15 protein-coding genes are annotated in these 18638 nt (G+C 71.4%); 9 read left to right on the top strand and 6 right to left on the bottom strand.

The annotated features are described in order from the left end of the window. Positions 1-139: 139 nt before the first annotated feature. Complete coding sequence (locus ACLQ2R_RS08405; RefSeq protein WP_425958791.1) at positions 140-613, top strand: SRPBCC domain-containing protein; 474 nt, start codon at positions 140-142, stop codon at positions 611-613. Positions 614-754: 141 nt separating this feature from the next. On the opposite strand, the gene ACLQ2R_RS08400 is transcribed toward ACLQ2R_RS08405, so the two are convergent. The 5 genes from ACLQ2R_RS08400 to ACLQ2R_RS08380 form a co-directional block, all read right to left on the bottom strand. Next, entirely contained in the window at positions 755-1969 is a 1215-nt protein-coding gene (locus ACLQ2R_RS08400) for a HEAT repeat domain-containing protein (protein WP_386242004.1), read from the bottom strand. A 579-nt stretch (positions 1970-2548) separates the two neighbouring features. Beyond that, a complete protein-coding gene (locus ACLQ2R_RS08395; protein ID WP_425958790.1) occupies positions 2549-3772 on the bottom strand; it encodes an ATP-grasp domain-containing protein in 1224 nt (407 codons plus the stop codon). Between the two features lie 32 nt (positions 3773-3804). Continuing rightward, positions 3805-4659, bottom strand: coding sequence for an ABC transporter permease (locus tag ACLQ2R_RS08390; RefSeq protein ID WP_425958789.1), 855 nt, complete (start codon positions 4657-4659; stop codon positions 3805-3807). 10 nt (positions 4660-4669) lie between these two features. Beyond that, positions 4670-5449: an ABC transporter permease gene (locus ACLQ2R_RS08385; RefSeq protein WP_425958788.1), complete on the bottom strand. Its 780-nt coding sequence runs from the start codon at positions 5447-5449 to the stop codon at positions 4670-4672. 8 nt (positions 5450-5457) lie between these two features. After that, a complete protein-coding gene (locus ACLQ2R_RS08380) occupies positions 5458-6396 on the bottom strand; it encodes an ABC transporter ATP-binding protein (RefSeq protein ID WP_425958787.1) in 939 nt (312 codons plus the stop codon). Positions 6397-6576: 180 nt separating this feature from the next. On the opposite strand from ACLQ2R_RS08380, the gene ACLQ2R_RS08375 reads away from it, so the two are divergent. The 7 genes from ACLQ2R_RS08375 to ACLQ2R_RS08345 all read left to right on the top strand — a co-directional run bounded on the left by ACLQ2R_RS08375 (position 6577) and on the right by ACLQ2R_RS08345 (position 15619). Further along, complete coding sequence (locus ACLQ2R_RS08375; protein WP_425958786.1) at positions 6577-7248, top strand: GNAT family N-acetyltransferase; 672 nt, start codon at positions 6577-6579, stop codon at positions 7246-7248. Then, positions 7205-8320 (top strand): amidohydrolase family protein, encoded by a 1116-nt coding sequence (locus ACLQ2R_RS08370; RefSeq protein WP_425958785.1) that lies wholly within the window; start codon positions 7205-7207, stop codon positions 8318-8320. The genes ACLQ2R_RS08375 and ACLQ2R_RS08370 overlap by 44 nt, the downstream gene beginning before the upstream one ends. A 138-nt stretch (positions 8321-8458) precedes the next feature. Beyond that, on the top strand, positions 8459-9754 hold the full coding sequence (locus tag ACLQ2R_RS08365) for an amidohydrolase family protein (protein WP_425958784.1): 1296 nt from the start codon (positions 8459-8461) through the stop codon (positions 9752-9754). Further along, positions 9735-10721, top strand: a complete 987-nt coding sequence (locus tag ACLQ2R_RS08360; RefSeq protein WP_425958783.1) for a phytanoyl-CoA dioxygenase family protein — start codon at positions 9735-9737, stop codon at positions 10719-10721. Before ACLQ2R_RS08365 ends, ACLQ2R_RS08360 begins: the two co-directional genes overlap by 20 nt. Before the next feature lie 85 nt (positions 10722-10806). Beyond that, a complete protein-coding gene (locus ACLQ2R_RS08355; RefSeq protein ID WP_425958782.1) occupies positions 10807-11556 on the top strand; it encodes an HAD family hydrolase in 750 nt (249 codons plus the stop codon). Positions 11557-11566: 10 nt separating this feature from the next. After that, the gene (locus tag ACLQ2R_RS08350; RefSeq protein WP_425958781.1) at positions 11567-14230 is read left to right on the top strand and encodes a PEP/pyruvate-binding domain-containing protein; all 2664 of its coding nucleotides are present in this window, start codon (positions 11567-11569) and stop codon (positions 14228-14230) included. A gap of 222 nt (positions 14231-14452) precedes the next feature. Further along, the gene (locus ACLQ2R_RS08345; RefSeq protein ID WP_425958780.1) at positions 14453-15619 is read left to right on the top strand and encodes a M20 metallopeptidase family protein; all 1167 of its coding nucleotides are present in this window, start codon (positions 14453-14455) and stop codon (positions 15617-15619) included. A 142-nt stretch (positions 15620-15761) separates the two neighbouring features. Here ACLQ2R_RS08345 and ACLQ2R_RS08340 read toward each other — a convergent pair whose 3' ends face one another. Further along, the gene (locus tag ACLQ2R_RS08340) at positions 15762-16727 is read right to left on the bottom strand and encodes a D-isomer specific 2-hydroxyacid dehydrogenase family protein (RefSeq protein WP_425958779.1); all 966 of its coding nucleotides are present in this window, start codon (positions 16725-16727) and stop codon (positions 15762-15764) included. A gap of 276 nt (positions 16728-17003) precedes the next feature. On the opposite strand from ACLQ2R_RS08340, the gene ACLQ2R_RS08335 reads away from it, so the two are divergent. Then, positions 17004-18560, top strand: coding sequence for a serine/threonine-protein kinase (locus tag ACLQ2R_RS08335; protein ID WP_425958778.1), 1557 nt, complete (start codon positions 17004-17006; stop codon positions 18558-18560). Positions 18561-18638: the final 78 nt, after the last annotated feature.

Genomic DNA, 18638 nt, shown 5'->3' with positions numbered 1-18638 from the left:
TTCGCCGAGTCGCTATGCACATTCAAATTATATTCCCTACATCGCTTGGACGAGCTGACCGTTTTTAAAAATTGACTATATAAAAAAATAGTGTAATGTGCACTATGGACACATACAAGAAGGGGAGAGGTGTGAATCCATGACAGAGAAGCCGTCGGCGAAGATCGACAAAGGCACCATCGGTTTCGACTGGGAGGTGGATCAGGACCCCCAGGCCGTGTGGGCGGCACTGTCCACCGACGAGATCGCGTCACGCTGGCTGAGCTGCAAGGCCACGATCGACGCCGTTCCCGGGGGCAGGGTCCGGTTCGGCTGGGGCGACGAGGAGACGACCGAGGGTGTCGTCACCGCCGTCGAGACCGGCCGGATTCTCGAGTACACCTGGGAACAGCCCGGCGAGGACACCTCCAGGGTCCGCTGGGAGATCCAGCCCGCCGACGGGGGCGGGACCCGCCTGCTGCTGACCCACACCGACCTGACCAGGCCGCAGGACAAGGTGAAGGAGCTCGCCGCCGGCTGGCACGACTTCCTCGACGCCCTGGTGGCGGAGCTGAACGGCACCTCGCACACGAGCCGCCACGACGAGCTGCTCGAACGCTACGCGAAGAGCTAGCGACAGCGTCGGTAGGTACGACAAGGGCCGGCCCCGCGGAGGACTCCGCGGGGCCGGCCCTTTCGTGCTCACGTCCGGGGGGACGCGCGGGCGCGACGGCCGGTGTGGGGGGTCACCGGCCGCCGCGCGGGAATCCGGCGGTTACTGCTTGTGCCAGCCGGTCTTCGGGCAGTACTGGATGCCCTCTTCGTCGGCCACGCCGTCCTGGTTCATGTCCACGTCGGCGTTCGTCGTGGAGTAGATGTCCAGGGAGTTGACGTCGACCTTGCCGTCGCCGTCCCAGTCGACCAGCTTGCCCTTGAAGGTGCCGGTGATGAAGGCGTTGGTCAGCGGCCCGGTCGGGGTGTCCAGGGTGCCGAGGATGCTGTTGCCCGGGAAGAGGATCTCCTCCAGGGAGCTGCCCTTCATGGCGTCGAAGTTGACGTAGCCCCAGGTGTGGACGCCACCGCGGACGTAGCGGATGGCCGCCTCGTCCTTGATGCGCACCCGCGGGTCGAGCGTCCAGCGGCCGGCGCGGGAGGCGATGACCTGCTCGTTGCGGTGACCCAGCGAGTCGTCGTCCGCCTGGCCGGACAGGAAGACCGGGCGCAGGCCGCGCGACTGGAAGTAGAAGCTGCCGTGGCCGTCGTCGCCCATGTTGGTGACGCCGCGGAACAGGAAGTTCTCCACGTGCGGGGTGCCGTCGTCGTGCAGGCCGTCGAGCGACTTGCTGATGATCAGCTTGTTGTGACGGGTGTCCACGTTCGGGCAGGCGTGCGCCTGGCCGAAGCTGCGGGCCAGACCCTGCGGGGACAGGGTGATCTTGCCCCAGTTCTTACCGCTCTCGTCGAGCATGACGTAGACGTGGCAGCTGATGTTGAGGTAGATCGTCTCGTCGAACGTCCGCTCGGCGTCGTAGACCCAGGCGCGACGGTCGAAGGTGGGGTAGCCGGTCGTCAGCTCCGAGGCGAACAGGCCGGCCCACTCGCCGACGTCGGCGTCGTCGTCGTTCACCGTGCGCTCGAGGACCTCCAGGGCACGGGCCCCGCCGATCTTCTCCAGAGCCCACAGGGCGTTCCAGCGGACCTCGCGGTTGTCGTCGGTGGCGACGGCCTCGGCGAGCAGGTCCACCGCGTCCGGGAGGTTGCGGTCGACGTACTGGTACAGCGACTGCTCGCGGATCATCGGGTCCGCGTGGTGCAGCGCCTCGTGCGCGACGTGGGCGTCGGGGCGGGAGTCGAGGCGCACCGCGACCTGCTCCAGGAAGTGACCGAAGTCGCTCTGGAGGTCAGCGGGGTCACCGGCGAGCGGGCGGGTCCACGGCGTGTCGCCGCCGGGGGTGAACTCGGATACATCGCGGGTGAATTCGATGGTCATGACCAGCTACTTCCTCTTGAAGATTTCGTCTCGGCATCGTCGTCGTGATGGGGTTCCGGCGAGATCGTGGGCGGCTGCCGTGATGCGCCGGACGCGGCCTACCTCGCTTTCGAACGCTTGCCTGTTCGAAACCGGCCCGATTCGTCGCGGGAATGCCCGCGACCGTCCGGTCGACTGATCAAGAGCGGCGGATGTTGATCACCGTCCCGCCAGTCTCACTATATATAAAGTTAGTGTCACGGACCCGAATAAATCAACCCCCTGGGGCCGGGATTATGGTGATCTAGGGTATAGAAACCATTTTGCCTGGCATCCCACAGGTCAGGCCGGGTGTCCGCCCCGGAGGGCGGCCCGGCCTGATGGTGAATGTTTGTATATGCACATGTAGTCTTCACGTCCGGGTGACCGCACGGGCACGGACGGTCGCGCGAGCCGTCGCACCGGTGACGGCACGAACCGTCGCACGGGTTACGACACGGACGGCCGCACCGGGGGACGGCGCGGGCCGTCGCGCCGGCGGCCACCCGGACGGTCACCCGGGCGCGCGGTCGCCCGGGGGCCGGCGCCGGGGGGCGTCCCTCAGCTGAGAACGACCTCGACGCCCTCGGCGAAGACGTCGATCACGTCCTGCATCCGCCGCTCCGCCTCCTCGGCGGTGGCGCCGCGGACGACCACGCAGCCCGTCCCGAGGCTGAGCACCGTCCGCCGGTCCGGCACGTGGTCGCCGAGGGCCACGCCCAGGTCGAGGTCGAGCACCCCGGGCATGTTCTGGATCTGCTTGACGTCCGGCAGGCGGGTGATGCGGCCGGTGGGGACCGGGAGCTCGCTCCAGCCCACGTACCCGCGCTCGCGCGGCTCCGGCGGGGTGAAGTCGTCCATCACCGCGACCTTGAACGCGGTGCTCTCCAGCTCCACGCCGAACCGGTGCTCGATGGAGGGCAGGATCCTTCCGCCGCCGCAGCGCGCCGCGCACTCGGAGAAGAACGTGCCGCCCCGGTCGGACTCGAAGAGCTCCATGTGGAAGACCGTCGAGGTCAGGCCGAGCGCGGCCAGGGAGTCCTCGGCCAGGCGGTGATAGCGCGCGTACATGTCCGCGTGGTCGACCGGGTCCATGACCAGGGAGCCGACCAGGTTGCCGTTCCGCAGCTCCAGCATGTTGCGCACGTACCGGCCGACGCTCAGGAACTCCACGACGCCGTTCCTGACGATCCCGTCGAGGTGGAACTCCACCCCGTCGACGAACTCCTCCAGCAGCCACGGGCCCGGGACGCCCCGGTAGACGTCGTTGTAGGCGCGCAGCACCTCGCCCAGGTGCTCGCGGTCGCGTACCTTCGTCACCCCGTGGGTCCCCGCGGAGGCCAGCGGCTTGATCACGGCGGGGTAGCGGATGCCCTCGGCCGCGGCCCCGGCGGGGGAGTGGTTGGACTCCAGCACGACGGACGGCGTGACCGGGATGCCCGCCTCGCGGACGAGCGTCTTCTGGAAGGCCTTGTCGCGCGCGGCGACGGCCGCCCGGACCGGGAGGGCGCGCGCGCCGAGCAGCTCGGCCAGCGCCGAGGCGGTGACCATGCCCGCCTCCGAGTTCGTGAACACGGCGTCGATGTCGCCGTAGATGCCGCGCCGGTGCAGCGCGGAGATCATCTCCGCGATCGAGGTCCGGTCGGCGACCGCGATCGGGTCACGCTGGAGCCGCAGGTTCTCCAGCCGCAGCCCGTGGGCGTCGAGCACGTTGAACAGGACGATCCCGTTCTCCTCCGCGTAGTCCGCGTAGGCTGAACTGTGTCCCAGTACGAGTACGCGCATGGCATTCTCCGATTGGTGGGATCCCACCCTCGTCACTTGATCAGCATCTTCTTCAGCCTGTTGCGGGCGATGACCAGGGCGACGGCCCCGAAGACCAGCAGGTAGGCGATGTGGCCGAGCGAGGCGTCCAGCGCCGCGTGGCCGAGTGCGATGTCGCGGATGAGCGCCACCCCGTGGTAGAGCGGGGTGGCGGCGACGACGACCGCCAGCCAGTCGGGGTAGACCGACAGCGGGTAGAGCGTCGCGGACAGCAGGCTGAGCGGCACCACGACGAGCTGCACGAACTCGAAGTCGTCGTAGTCGCGCATCAGGCTGGCCGCCACCATGCCGAGCGCGGCGAAGGTGAAGCCGAGCAGGACCGCCGCGGGCAGCGCCAGCAGGGCCAGGTGGAGCTGCACCAGGCCGAGCGCGACCAGGATGGCCATGAAGACCGCCGAGTACGCGGTCGTCCTGATCATGATCCAGATGGTCTCGCCGATGGCGATGTCGGTGACCATGATGGGGGTGTTCAGCACGGCGTCGTAGGTCTTGGCGTACTTCAGCTTCGCGAACATGATGATCGTGGTGTCGTACACCGCGTCGTTCATGACGGCCGACGCCAGCAGCGCGGGCCCCACGAAGGACGCGTAGGCCACGATCGTCCCCGGGTACATCTCCACCGGCCCGATGAGGCTGCCGATCCCGAAACCGATCGAGAACAGGTGGAAGAGCGGTTCGAGGAACCGGCACAGGACGGCCATCCGCGTCCGCCGGTAGATGATCACGTTCCGCTCGATCAGCCGGAACGGCTTGCGCTCGTTGCGGTACCGGCGGGCCGGCGGCACCGGCCGGACCGGCCCGGCCGACGAGGTCGGCGGGGGCGGCGGCGGCGGCACGGTCTGCGTCATCGAGAGCCCCTCACTTCACGAGAACCCGCCGGTAGCTCCTGGCCGCCAGGAAGATCCCCAGCGCGGTCAGCACGGACAGGTAGAGGATGTGCACGACCGGCGACGCCGGGCCGTCGGTGCCCAGGACGAGCCCCCGGCAGAGCTCGACCCCGTGCCAGAGCGGGGTGGCGTACGCCAGCGGGCGGATCACGGCGGGCATCTGCTCGACGGGGAAGAAGATGCCGGAGAACAGGAACAGCGGAAGCACGATCACCCGGAACAGCGCGTCGTACCAGACCGCGCTGACCTGGCGGACGGCGAAGGCCATGGTCACCGAGGAGCAGGCGACGCCGGTGAGCAGGGCGACCGGCACCGCGAGCACCGACCTCCACGAGGAGATCGCGCCGAGCGCCAGCCCGGCCAGCAGGAACGCCGTGCTCACCATCAGGATGCGGAACGCGATCCACAGCAGGTGGCCCATGAAGACGTCCCGGACGCGCAGGGGGGCCGCGATCATCGCCGCGTAGGTCCGCTCCCAGAACGCGGCGGTCGTCACCGGCCAGGTGGACTCGCCGATGGCGGTCTGCATCGCCGCCCAGACCAGCAGCCCGGGGGCCAGGTAGACGACGTAGGCGACGCCGAGCCCGCCGGTGGCGGAGTCGTTGGTGTCGACGAGCGCGCCCAGGCCGAAGCCCATCCCCACCATGAAGACGATGGGGGTGAGAATGCCGCTCACCACGGTCCCGCGCCATCGCCTGCGGTAGTTGATCGCCCAGTACTCCAGGGCGTAGATCGTGGGATGCTTGGGCATCGGTTCCCCTAGTCGATCAGTGCGCGTCCGGTGAGCTGCAGGAACACGTCCTCCAGGCCGCTGCGGCGCACCAGCAGGACCTCCCGTGCCAGGCCCAGCTCGACGAGCTCGTCCGCGGTCCGGTCACCGTCGTCGGTGAAGAGCAGCGTCCGGTCCCGCATCGGCTCCACCCGCTTGGCGAAGCGGGGCAGGTGGGCCTCGAAGCGGCCGACGACGTCGGAGCCGGCCCGGATCTCCACGACCTCCCGGGTGGAGTACCGCTCGATCAGCTCGCGCGGCGAGCCCTCGGCGACGATCCGGCCGTTGTCCATGATGACGAGCCGGTCGCAGAGCTGCTCGGCCTCCTCCATGTAGTGCGTGGTGACCACCAGCGTCACGCCCTGGGCCTTGAGGCGGTGCAGCCTGTCCCAGACGGTCTGCCTGGCCTGCGGGTCCAGCCCGGTGGTCGGCTCGTCGAGCAGCAGCATCTCCGGGTCGCTCACCAGGGCGCGCGCCATGGTCAGCCGGCGCTTCATCCCGCCGGAGAGGTTGGCGACCTTGTCGCCGGCCCGTTCGGTCAGGTGGACGAACTCCAGCAGGTCCGCCGACTTCTGCCGGGCCTGCCGCCAGCCGATCCCGAAGTAGCGGGCGTAGACGATCATGTTCTCGTGGACCGTGAGGTCCTCGTCGAGGCTGTCGTCCTGGGGGACGACGCCGAGCCGCTGTTTGATCGCGGACTCGTTGCCGTCGATCTCGGTCTCGAAGACCCGCAGCACGCCCGCGGTCGCCGGGGAGACGCACCCGATCATGCGCATCACGGAGCTCTTGCCCGCCCCGTTCGGACCGAGGAAGCCGAACGCCTCGCCACGGACGATCCGGAGATCGATCCCGTCCACGGCGGTCAGCGCTCCGTACCTCTTCACGAGTCCTTCGGCGTGGACGTAGGTCGGCTCCTCAACAAGGCGCATATATGAAACGATAGCGTCTTGGATAGGGTGCGTCCATAGACCGGAACCCGTCCGGCATGGATAATGACTGATCCCCAGGGTTTGCCGAGGGTGCGGGCCGTGTTGGCCGGTCGTCCGTTGACGCATTTCGTTATACGTATATATATTGTCTCCCCTGTTGTGACCTGCGGGGAGGTTTCCGTGCCACCTGAGGCAGCGCGCTACCCGAGCGCACCGCTCGTCCTGGGGGACGTGAGCGTCCGGCCCTGGACCCGGTGTGACGCGCCCTTCCTGGCGGCGGCCGGATCGCTGGAGACCGACCCGTGGGCCCCGATACCGCTGGGCCTCTCCGAGGCGCAGTGGACGGCGGAGATCGAGACGACCGAGGCCCGGGGAGACCTGGGATTCGTCATCGAGATCACCGGCGTCGACAGGCCCGCCGAGGTCGCGGGGGCAGCGGTGACCGACCGGGTCACCCCGGCGGGTCTCATCACGCTGGGCGCCCTCGACCCCTGCCACCGCGTCGCCGAGATCACCGGCTACTGGGTGCTGCCGGCCCTACGCGGCCGGGGCGTCGCGGCGGCGGCCATCGACCTCGTCGCCGGCTGGGCCATGTCCGCGCTGGACTACGCCCGTATCCAGATCTTCACCCGCCCCGACAACCCGGGGTCCCGCAGGGCGGCGCGACGCGCCGGCTTCGCCGAGGAGGGCGTGCTGCGGTCGTTCGTCGAGGTCCACGGCGAGCGCTCGGACGCCGTCGTGCTCTCCCGCGTCCACACCGTGCCACGCGCTCCCGCGTCACGTGCCCATACCGAGAGGAATGATCTTCGTGCTCTCGACGACGCCGGCCAGACGCCGGCTCATCTCCGCTGACTCCCACCTCGACCTGCCCTGGATCCCGCCCCGCCTCTGGCAGGAGCGGCTGCCCGCCGCCCTGCGCGAGCGCGGCCCCCGCGTCGTCGAGACCGGCGAGTCGGGCTCGATGTGGGTCTGGGAGGACAGGACGCACGCCGCCTCGGCGGCCGGGACGAACAACGCCCCGCTGCTGAAGGACTTCTACGGCGACTTCGGCGTCGAGATGGAACCCGGCGCGCTGCCGCCCTCCGACCCGAAACTGGTGAGCGCCCACCTCGACGGCGCCGGCGTCACCGCGCAGGTGATGTTCCCCCCGGTGGACGGCTTCATCTTCCAGGACGAGCGCCTGGGCCTGGCCTGCGTGCGCGCCTACAACGAGTTCGCCCTCACCCTGGACCGTGACACCGGCGGCAGGATCGTCCCGCTGGCCATCATGCCCACCGGCTCGCCCGAGGCGTGCGCCGCCGAGGCCCGCTGGGCCGTCGAGAACGGCTTCCGCGGCCTGGAGTTCAACGCCCTGCTCGCCGGACGGCCGCTGTGGGACCCGGTCTGGGAGGAGTTCTGGGACGCCGTCGAGTCCTCCGGCGTCCCGCTGTGCATGCACATCTCCGCCACCCCCGGCGTCGAGCCGGTGCGCACCCACGGCCAGTGGCCCTCCTACGTGGTGCAGGCGTCGTTCGCGATCCTGGACCCGATCCTGTCGCTGCTCTTCTCCGGCGTGCTCGACCGGCGCCCCGGCCTGCGCGTCCTGCTGGGCGAGTGCCGGGTGGGCTGGCTGCCGTTCGTCATCCAGCAGGCCGAGGACACCGCCAGGGAGCGCTACACCGACGTCAAGCTCTCCAGCACGCCCACCGAGATCTGGCACCGCCAGATCGCCGCCACCTTCGAGGAGGACCGCCTGGGGGCGCGCCTGCTCGCCGAGCCGTGGGCGAACCTGGCCGGGACCGTGATGTGGGCCTCGGACTACCCGCACAACCACCGCGTGTGCTTCGACCCGCACCCGGTCCTCGACGACATCTTCGCCGACGTCCCGGACGACATCGCCGACCACGCCTGCTACGGCAAGGCCGCCGAGTGGTTCGGGGTCTGACGGCCCCACCCCCACGACGGGCACCGGCGCCGGCCCCGGTCCGGTGACCCGCACCCGCCCGTTCTCCCCGTACACCCGCCCGCCATCCAGCAGTCGCCGATCCTCACGCGATCGCCCGGCAAGGAAGGGAGGTCCGGCATGTACCGGACCAGCAACGCCGAATTCACCGGCCCCTCGATCCGGCCCGACGTCTCCGGACCGATCATCGACGTCGACCAGCACCTGAACGAGACGTTCGGGACCTGGGACAGCGTCGACCTCACCGAGACCGGCGGGCTCAAGCTCGACCTGCGCGAGGACGAGTTCGGACGCCGGTTCCTCTACCTCGGCGAGGAGCGGCTCGGCCCCGGCCGGGCCACCGTCCCCGACGAGTACGAGCGCATCGCCCGCCTCATCGCCGCCGACGACCTCGCCTACGAGCGCGAGAAGGAGGAGAAGGCCCGCCACCCCCTCTCCTTCGACGAGAGCTGCGAGCCCACCGCCAGCGACCCGGCCGGCCGCATCCCGCTGCTGGACCGGATGGCCACCGACGTGGCCATCATGTTCCCCAGCTACGCCTTCTACTGGACCGAGCTGGTCGAGCCGCGCGGCCACCGCGTCGTGCAGGCCCACATGGCCGCCTGGAACGACTGGGTCGCCGCGCAGTGCGCGCCCTACAGCGACCGCCTGCTGGCCGCGGGCCAGATCGGCCTGTACGACGTCGACTGGACGGTCGCCGAGATCCACCGCTGCGCCGCGCTCGGCATGAAGGGCGTCTCGCTGGCGATGAAGCCGTTCCGCGGCCTGCCCTGGTCGCACCCGAGCAACGACCCGATCTGGGCGGCGCTTGAGCAGACCGGCATGGCCGTCTTCATGCACATCGCGGTCATGCCGCACAGCGTCGACCCCGCCTGGGAGCGGCTCGGCGAGGACGCGCACGCCCACTCGGGCCCCGACCTCAGCTCGATGGTCAACCGCCACCTCCCGGTCGAGGCGGCGATCAGCGACCTGATCTTCGGCGGCGTCTTCGAGCGCCACCCCGGCCTCAAGGTCGCCACCATGGAGTGCGGCGGCCTGTGGGTGCAGAGCTTCCTGGAGCGCATCGACTGGGTGATGGACGTCGTCGGCGTGCGCAACCACTACCTGCGCCAGAAGATGTCGATGCCGCCCTCGGAGTACTTCCGCCGCGCCGTGCGGGTGGGCGCCTTCCCGTTCGAGGGACTGCCCAACTACCTGTTCGAGGGCGGCGAGGACCTGTTCCTGTACGCCAGCGACTTCCCGCACTTCGAGGGGACCGCGTACGGGACCAAGCGGTTCGAGGAGGTCTTCGACGCCCTCGGCACCAACCCGTCGATCCGGCAGAAGTTCTACGTCGACAACGCCGCGGAGTTCTTCGGGATCTCCCCGCTCACCCGGCCGGAAGGCGCGCTGACCGATGCCGCCGCGTCTGCTTAGCGAGGCCGGCGGCGCCGCGCGCACGGACGCGGCGCCGCCCGCCGGGGCCCGGGCCCCGTACGGGGCCCGCTCGATCTCGGTCTCCGGCGGCGCGCCGCCGGAGATGCCCGACGGCGCGCCCGGCGAGCCCGGCCCGCTCTCGGCGGACCAGGTCCGCGCGTTCGCCGTCGACGGCTACCTGCTCTGCGAGGACTTCGTCGACCCCGTCACGCACGAGGGGCTGCTGGCCGGCGCCGACGAGCTGATCGGGCTGGTGGTCGACTCCTCGATCGCGCTCGGCCGCCGCAACCCGCGCGGGGACCTGCTGCTCGACGCCGCGGGCGACCTGGTGATCCGCAGGATCAGCCCCGTCGTGGACGTGCTGCCGGTCGCCGCCGCCCTGGCGTCCGGTCCGGCCATGCTCGCCGCCGTACGGCAGCTCATCGGGTACCCGGGCACGCTCATGGAGAGCAAGCTCAACTACAAGCAGCGGCTGCCCCCGTCCGAGGGGCTGCCGTTCCTGCCGACGCGCGCCTCCGGCGACACCTGGCCGCTGCACCACGACTGGGGCTACTACCGCCAGCAGGGCTACCCGCCGGGCACCGTCTCGGTGGCGATCAGCCTGGACGACACCGGGAACCGGGGACCGATGACGGTACTGCCCGGCTCGCACCGCGCGCCCGCCCGCCTGGCCGGACGCGACCCCGACAGCGGCAGCGGCCGGGTCGAGGAGGACGGCCTGGGGCCGTCGCGCAGGGAGATCCACGCGCCGGCCCGCTCGGCGCTGTTCTTTCACAGCCTGCTGGTGCACTCCTCCTCGCCCAACACCTCGGGCCTGCCCCGCAGGATCCTGCACCTGACGTACGCGCCGCCGCTCGCCGACGGGACGTCGGCCACCCGGCGCAACGGGCGCTGGCAGGAGGCGGCGGCCCGGTTCGAGGCCCGCTACCGCGCGGCGACCGGCACCGCCCGGGGGTCCGCCTCGTGACCCCCTCCCCGGCCCTCCCCGCCTTGTCCGCCCTCCCCGCCCTCCCCGCCCCGGAGCCAGGGGCCCGCACGCCGGAAGGATTCAGATGAGCAACGACGCGAGCACGGATCCGGCCCCGCCGATCAAGGCGGTCGTCTTCGACTGGGGCGGCACGATCACCCCCTGGAACCTGGTCCCCAGGCGGTTGCAGTGGCTGGCCGCGGGCGCCCTGCTGGACCCGTCGAACTCGGAGCGGGCCGCCGAGGCGCTGGCCGCCGCCGAGACCGAGATCTGGGCCATCTGGGCCGAGACCAGCGAGGTGGCCTCGATCCTCAAGGTGCCGGGCATGGCGGCCGAGCGGCTCGGCCTGCCGATCTCCGACGAGCTCCGCGACCTGGTGCTCGTCGCGCACCTGGAGACCATGGCGCCCAACATCCACGCCCGTCCCGAGGCGCGCCGGGCGCTGGCCGCCCTCAAGGACCGCGGCCTGCTGGTCGGCGTGCTGACCAGCTCGCACTGGCCGCGCGCCTGGCACGAGAGGCTCTTCGAGGAGGACGGCCTGGCCGGTTCGCTGGACGTCTGCATCTGCGGCTCCGACCTGAAACGGGCCAAACCCGACCCCGACAGTTTCCTCACCGTCCTGCGGGTCCTGGGGGTCACCCCGGAGGAGTCGGTGTTCGTCGCCGACAGCCCGTGGGACATCAGCGGCGCCCAGTCGGTCGGCATGCGCGCGATCTGGCTGCCCAACGGCCTCCAGGAGGAGGAGGGCACCGTCGCCGAGGCGGTCGTCACCGACCTGACCGAGGTCGTCGACGTGATCGACCGCTGGCTCGACCCCGTACCGCTGTCCGGCTGAGAGGTTTCCCATGCGTTACGTAGTGTCCCTGCAGGAGGCGCCGGCGTCCGGCGTGCACCGTGCCGAGCGCCCCACCGAGAACCACGCGAACGCAGGCGCCGAGATCAACGCCGAGATCAACGCCGAGGTCGGTGCCGGGGCCGGCGCCGAGGTCGGTGCGGTGGCCGACGCGGTGGGTCAGGTCGAGGGCCACGGTGTCGGCGGCAAGGCCGCCGCCCTGGCCGAGCTGCTGCGGGCCGGCGTCAACGTCCCGCCCGGGTTCTGCCTCACCACGCTCGCCCTGCGGGACACCCTCGCCGCGGCCGGGCTCACCGAGCCGGCCCGCGAGGTCGACGAGGGCCGTGCCGACGCCTCCGTCCTGGCCGGGCTGCGGGCCGGACTGGCGCATGCCGAGCTGCCCGCCGAGCTGGTGACCGAGGTGCTGGACGCCTACGCCGCCCTGGGAGGGCCGGTGGCGGTGCGCTCCTCCGCCATGGCCGAGGACGGCGCCGACGCGAGCTTCGCCGGCATCTTCGACAGCCACCTCAACATCGTCGACGCCGACGGGCTGCTGAAGGCGATCCGCGCCTGCTGGCTGTCGCAGTGGTCGGACACGGCACGCGCCTACGGAGAGCGCATGGGCACGGCCGGTCACGCCATGGGCGTACTGGTCCAGCGGCTGGTCTCGCCGACCGCGAGCGGCGTGCTGTTCAGCGCCGACCCGGTCACCGCCGACCGCTCCCGCCTGACCGTGAACGCGGTCCACGGGCTGGCGAGCGAGCTGGTCGAGGGGAGCGCCCCCTGCGACACGTTCGTGACGGACCGCGCCGGCGAGGTGCTGGAGCGGACGATCGCCGACAAGCCGTCGGCCGTCATCCCCGGCGGGCCCGGCACGACCGTGAGCCGGCCGGTGCCGGACGAGCTGCGGTCGGCGCCCGCCCTGACCGACGGGCAGCTGCGCCGCCTGGCCGAGCTGACGGCCGCCGTCGAGTCCGTCCGGGGCGAGAACCAGGACATCGAGTGGGCCTTCGACGGCGACGAGCTGTACGCGCTGCAGGCCCGCCCGATCACCGGTCTGCCCACGGACCTGAGCGCGCAGTTCTCCCCGGACCTGCCGCAGGACGGCCGCTACTGGCTGCGCGCCTCCGAGCTGTCCCTGGGGCCGTCCTCGGTCTGGGGCCTGATCTCGTTCGGCAAGTTCACCGAGGGCCTGAACCGGGCACGCGCCTCCTGGCACTCGCCGGTCCGGCTGCGCGTCGGCACCTACCAGGGCTACATGTACATGGGCGAGGACATCCACGCCGGCGACCTGCCCGCCGGGCACCGGGAGGCGTACGAGGAGGCGATCGGCCGGATGGTGGCCGAGGCGCCGGTGCGCTGGCGCGAGGAGTGGCGCGAGCGGGTACAGCGCGACAGCAAACGCATCCTGGCCACCGACCTGAACGGCCTCTCCGACGCCGAGCTGATCGGCGGGCTCGTCGCCTGGCTCGACGGACGCGCCGACGACGACGAGCTCGGCGGCAAGATGGGCATGACCCCGGTCTTCGTGATGGCCCGCCTGGCCACGATGGAGCCCGAGATCGCCCAGGAGCTGGCCAAGCACGTCCTGCACGGCCTGCCGAGCATGCTCGGCGAGCTGGAGGAGGCGCTCTGGCTGCTGGCCAGGCGGCTGGAGGCCGACCCCTGGACGCTGGAGACCCTGCGGGACACGGAGGCCGGGGACGCGCTGGAGGCGCTGCGCGCCCGCCCGGAGGCGTGGGCGCCGATCGCGGAGTTCCTCGACGAGTACGGCTACCACGGCATGGACGGCATCGAGACGATCCCCTGGATGGAGGACCCCGTCCCGCTGGTCGCGGTGCTCGCCGCCAAGGCCGGCCACGAGGAGGAACGGCCGAGCACCCGGCTGGCCAGGCTCGCGGTGGAGCGCGGCCACGCCGTGGACGCCCTGGTCGCCCGCCACCCCGGCCGGGCCGAGGACATCCGCCGCCTGGTCGTCGAGCTGGAGTCGTGCCTGCCGCTCGGGCAGGACCGCTACGTCGCGCTGACCGAGGTGGGACACGCCGCCACCCGCTACCAGCTGCTGGAGATGGGCCGCAGGCTCAGCTCACGCGGCCTGCTGCGCGAGCCGGTGGACGCCCTCTACCTGGACCCGTCCGAGCTGGAGGAGGGGCTGATCGGCGGGGTGGACCGCCGGGGCCTCGTCGCCGAGCGCAAGCGCATCAGGAACTGGCAGCGGGGGCTGCGGCCCCCGGTCACCATCGGCGAGGAGCAGTCGCTCGACGCGGTGCCGTACGTGATCGACTCGATCCTGTCGGACCGGGCCGGAGGGCTCGACTTCAGCGTCGGGCCGGGCGCGGCCGACGGCGAGGAGATCCTGCTCAAGGGGGTCGCCGGGTCCGCGGGCCGCTACGTCGGCCCCGCGCGGGTCTGCGCGGGCGTGGCCGACGCGGTGCACCTGCGGCGCGGCGACGTCCTGGTCTGCTCGACGACCTCGCCCGCCTGGACGCAGTACTTCGGCCTGATCGGCGCCGTCGTGACCGACCAGGGCGGGCTGCTCTCGCACCCGGCGGTGGTGGCCAGGGAGTACGGCATCCCCGCCGTGATCGGCGCCGACGGCGCGACCGCGACGGTGATCTCGGGTGAGCCGCTCGGCGTGGACGGCGGCAGCGGCGTCGTCTTCACCCCCGCCCCCTGACCCTCCGCGGCCGGAGGGATCGCGGAGAACGGCCTCTCCGCGATCTCCCGGCACCCGTGGCGCGGAATCTCCGGGGACCAGTGGTTCGAAAGGGTCACATGGGTATGACCAGCGTGTGTTCAGCTCCGTACCGTTCTCCGCGCCCCGTCCGACACCCTTCCCCGGGCCCCGCCCGATACCCGGCCGCGGGCCGCGTCCCGTGCGCGCCCCCGGGGAGGGGCGATGAACGAGCTTCACGCGCGGCTCCGCGCCGCACTGCACGCCGAGCTGCCCGCCGCCTTCGAGTTGCGCCGTGAACTGCACGCCGAGCCGTACGTGTCCGGCAAGGAGGAACCGACGCTCAAGCGGATGCTTGCCGCGCTGCCCGAGGGCAGCGCGATGGAGCGGGTGGCGACCACCGGCGCGCTGCTGCGCGTCGGCGGCGAGGGCCTGGCCGTCGGCGTGCGGGGAGAGCTGGACGCCCTGCCGATCCTGGAGGAGACCGACGTCCCCTGGGCCTCGCGCAACGGCGCCATGCACGCCTGCGGGCACGACGTCCACCTCGCCGCCCTGGCCGCGCTGACCAGGGCGGTCGACCGCGTACGGGCCCCGGCGCCGATGGTCGCGGTGCTGCAGCCGCGCGAGGAGAGCCACCCCTCCGGCGCCAGGGACATCGTCGAGTCCGGCGCGCTGCGCAGGAACCGGGTCGGCGCGATGATCGCGGCCCACGTCCAGCCGGTGCTCGACGCGGGGCAGACGGCCTGCACCCCCGGCGCGGTCAACGCCTCCGCCGACGAGTTCACCGTCGTGGTCAGGGGCCAGGGCGGGCACGCGGCCTACCCCCACCTGTCCCGCGACCCGGTCCTGGCGCTCGCCCAGATCATCGTGGCCGCGCAGCAACTGGTCAGCCGGGACGCCGACCCGATGACACCGACCGTGGTCACCTTCGGGACCGTCTCGGCCGGCAGCGCGCCCAACGCCATCCCGGGGGAGGCCGCCGCCCGAGGCACCCTGCGTACCATGTCCGAGCCCTGGCGCCACCAGTTGCACCACCGCTTCCGCGAGATCGCCGAGGGGATCGCCCGGGTGCACGGCTGCCAGGCGGAGGTGCGGATCATGCACGGGGAGCCGGTGCTCGTCAACGACGCCCGCCTCGCCGAGGAGACCGGCTGCATGCTCGTCGAGGCCGCCCACCACATGCCCGCCACGCTGCGCTCCTGCGGCGCCGACGACTTCGCGCACTTCGCGTCGGTGGTGCCGTCGCTGATGCTGTTCGTGGGCACCGACACGGTGTCGGGGCTGCACAGCCCCTACTTCCTGCCCGGGGACGAGACCGTGACGGCGGTCGCCGAGAGCCTGCTGGCCGGTTATCTCGCGGCCGCGCGGGTGATCGGCGCCGGAACGGTCTGACGCCCCGGTGCCGGAACGCCCTGACGTGCCCGTGCCCTCCGTGCCGGAACGCCCTGACGTGCCCGCGCCCTCGCTGCGGGAACGCCCTGACGCGCCCGTGCCCTCGCTGGGGGAACGCCCTGACGCGCCCGTGCCGGAACGCTCAGTACCCCGCGGCGGAGTCGATCACCCCTTCCAGGGGGAGCCCGGCGCGCAGGTTGCGGACGTTGCGCTCGACCCGCTCGCAGAACATCCGCGCCACGTACTCGGCGGAGTCGGCGCAGTGCGAGGTGACGAGCACCCGGGGGTCGTCCCAGAGCGGATGCCCCTCGGGGAGCGGCTCGGGATCGGTCACGTCCAGGCCCGCGGCGGAGATCGTCCCGGCGCGGAGCGCGTCGACGAGCGCGCCGGTCCTGATGTGCCCGCCCCGGGCGACGTTGACGACGACGGCGTGCTCCGGCAGCAGCTTCAGCTCCGCGGAGTCGACGACGTGCCTGGTCTCCGGTGTCAGCGCCAGGGCCAGCACCAGCACGTCGGTCCCGGGCAGCACCTCGTGCAGGGCGGAGGGCGGCAGCGTCTCGTCGGCGCCCTCGACATCGTCGGGGCGGCGCCGGATCACCCTGATCCGGCAGCCGAACGGCCTCAGCAGCCGGATGAGCTCGGCGGCGATGCCCCCGCCGCCGAGGATCGTCACGCTCCGGCCGTGCAGCGACCTGGGGTCCACCGGATCCCAGCGAGGCGTGCGGGCCTGCCGGGAGACGTTGCGCAGGCAGGTGAGGATCAGCATCAGCGCGTGCTCGCCGACCTGCCCGGCGAACGATCCCTTGGCGCAGCTGAAGACCACCGGGAAGCCGAACACGCCGGACTCGACGAACCTCTCCACCCCGGCCCAGGGGAACTGCACCCACCCGATCCGGGGATTCTCCTCCAGGGTCGTCCGCAGCAGCCCGGCCTCGCCGGGGACGAGCCAGACCAGGCCGTCGGCCTCGGCCACAGGGGCGAGCACGCCGCCCCCGGAGGACACGGCCCGCTCCACCATGGACCTCAGGCCGGCCGCACCGGGGGAATTGGGGCGCTCGTACGCCGCCCACGCCTCCGGAGAAGGGAGAATCGCAATTCGGGCTTCCATAAACCACATTCTGTCGCCCCTTGCCCGTCGCCCGCCACGGGCCGCGCACGACCGGCCCCGTCACGCCCGCCCGCGTCCGAGAACGATTCAATGGCCGGAAGGGAACCTGTAGATCATCCGATCGGGATGCGCACGCCGTATTCGGTGTGCGCGTCCACCGGGAAACGCGTGAATGACACTGATCCGGCCTGTGTGAGCATTCCCGCAAGACGGTAGGAGTCGGAGGACGCTACATTTTCCTGGGGACCTGGGGCATTTCTGGAGGAGCGGATCGTTTTGAGCAGAGGAACGATCATAGGCGGGCGCTACGAGTTGGACCCCCTGTCCCGCCAGGCCGGTGGAATGGGGGAGGTCTGGTTCGGCTACGACAAACGGCTCGCCCGGCAGGTCGCCATCAAATTCATCAAAACCGACAGGTTTTCCGACGGCCGGCCCGACGAGGAACTCGCCCGGCGCTTCATCCGGGAGTCGCGGATCACCGCCCGGCTGGAACACCCCGGCGTTCCCATCGTCTACGACTGCGGGCCCCACGGCGACGACCTCTACATGGTCATGCAGCTCGTCAAGGGCTGCCCGGTCTCCGTGCTGATCGACGAGACCGAGATACCGATCGCCTGGGCCGTGGCGATCGCCGCCCAGGTCTGCTCCGTCCTGGGCGTCGCCCACGCCAACGGGCTGGTCCATCGCGATCTCAAGCCGAGCAACCTGATGCTCTGCCCCGACGGCACGGTCAAGGTCCTGGACTTCGGCATCGCCGCCGCGCTCGCCTCCGCCGACACCACGAGCCTCACCCGGACGGGCGAGGTGCTGGGCACGCCCGCCTACATGGCGCCGGAGCAGGCCATGAACGGGTCGGCGGACCCACGCAGCGACCTGTACTCCCTCGGCGTGATCCTGGACGAGATGCTCACCGGGAAGAACCAGTTCGCCGCGCCCACGGCACTGGCGGCGATGCGCAACCACACCGACACGCCACCCCGCCCGCTGCGCACCAGGCGCTACGACGCCCCCGAGGGCCTGGAGCGGCTCGTCCTGTGGATGCTCGCCAAGACGCCGGAGCGACGGCCCCGCGACGCCGGCGTCATCTGCGAGCGGCTGCTGGACTTCTGTCACGAGTTGCCGCCCTTCCCCGGCTACGTGAACCTGGACGCCCCTCACCCGATGCAGATGTACGCCACCGTCGTCGGGCGCATCATCTCCTCGGCCGAACGCAACCGGCGGGCGGCCCACCTCCGGAGGCCGATGAGGATCAAGAACATCGGCGGGCTGGCCCAGATCGAGCGCGCCGACCTGGAACGCGCCCGCAGGGACGCCGAGATCCTCAAGCGCCAGGGGCGTTTCAGCCAGGCGGCGGACCTGCTGGCGGAGGTGACGGGCCCGGCCGCGAGCTCCTTCGGGACGACCGCCTCCAGCGTGATCGAGCTGCGGATCGAGCTCGCCGAGCTCCTCTTCCTCGCCGGCGACCACCGCCGGGCGGCGCCGGAGTTCCACCGCCTGGCCGTCGACGTCGCCGCGGTCGAGGGCCCGGACAACAACCTCGCCCTGCGCTGCCGGTTGATGGAGGCGGGCTGTCACGCGGCCATCGGCGACAGGGACCTCGCCCTGGCCCAGCTCCAGCGGCTTCTGGCCGACGAGCGGCGGTTCGGCGCGAGCGAGGAGCGGCTCCTCGAACTACGCCACAAGATCGGCATGGTGGAGCTCGACGCGGGCAACCGGGTGCGGGCCAAACGGGTGCTGGGGGAGCTGCTGCCCGACCTCGAACGCAAGTACGGCCCCCAGCACGGCGACGTCGACAAGGTCAGGGAGATCCTGAGGGGACTCGCCGACCGGTGACGCGCGACGTGGCGGGACGGAGAGAAGGGCGGCCCGCCGCCGTGACCGGCGACGGGCCGCCCTCATACCGCGCTCGCG

This window comes from Streptosporangium sp. DT93 (assembly GCF_049844535.1).
Lineage (GTDB): Bacteria > Actinomycetota > Actinomycetes > Streptosporangiales > Streptosporangiaceae > Streptosporangium.
The sequence above is the reverse complement of the archived record's forward strand: the minus strand, read 5'-3'. Positions and strand labels throughout refer to the sequence as shown.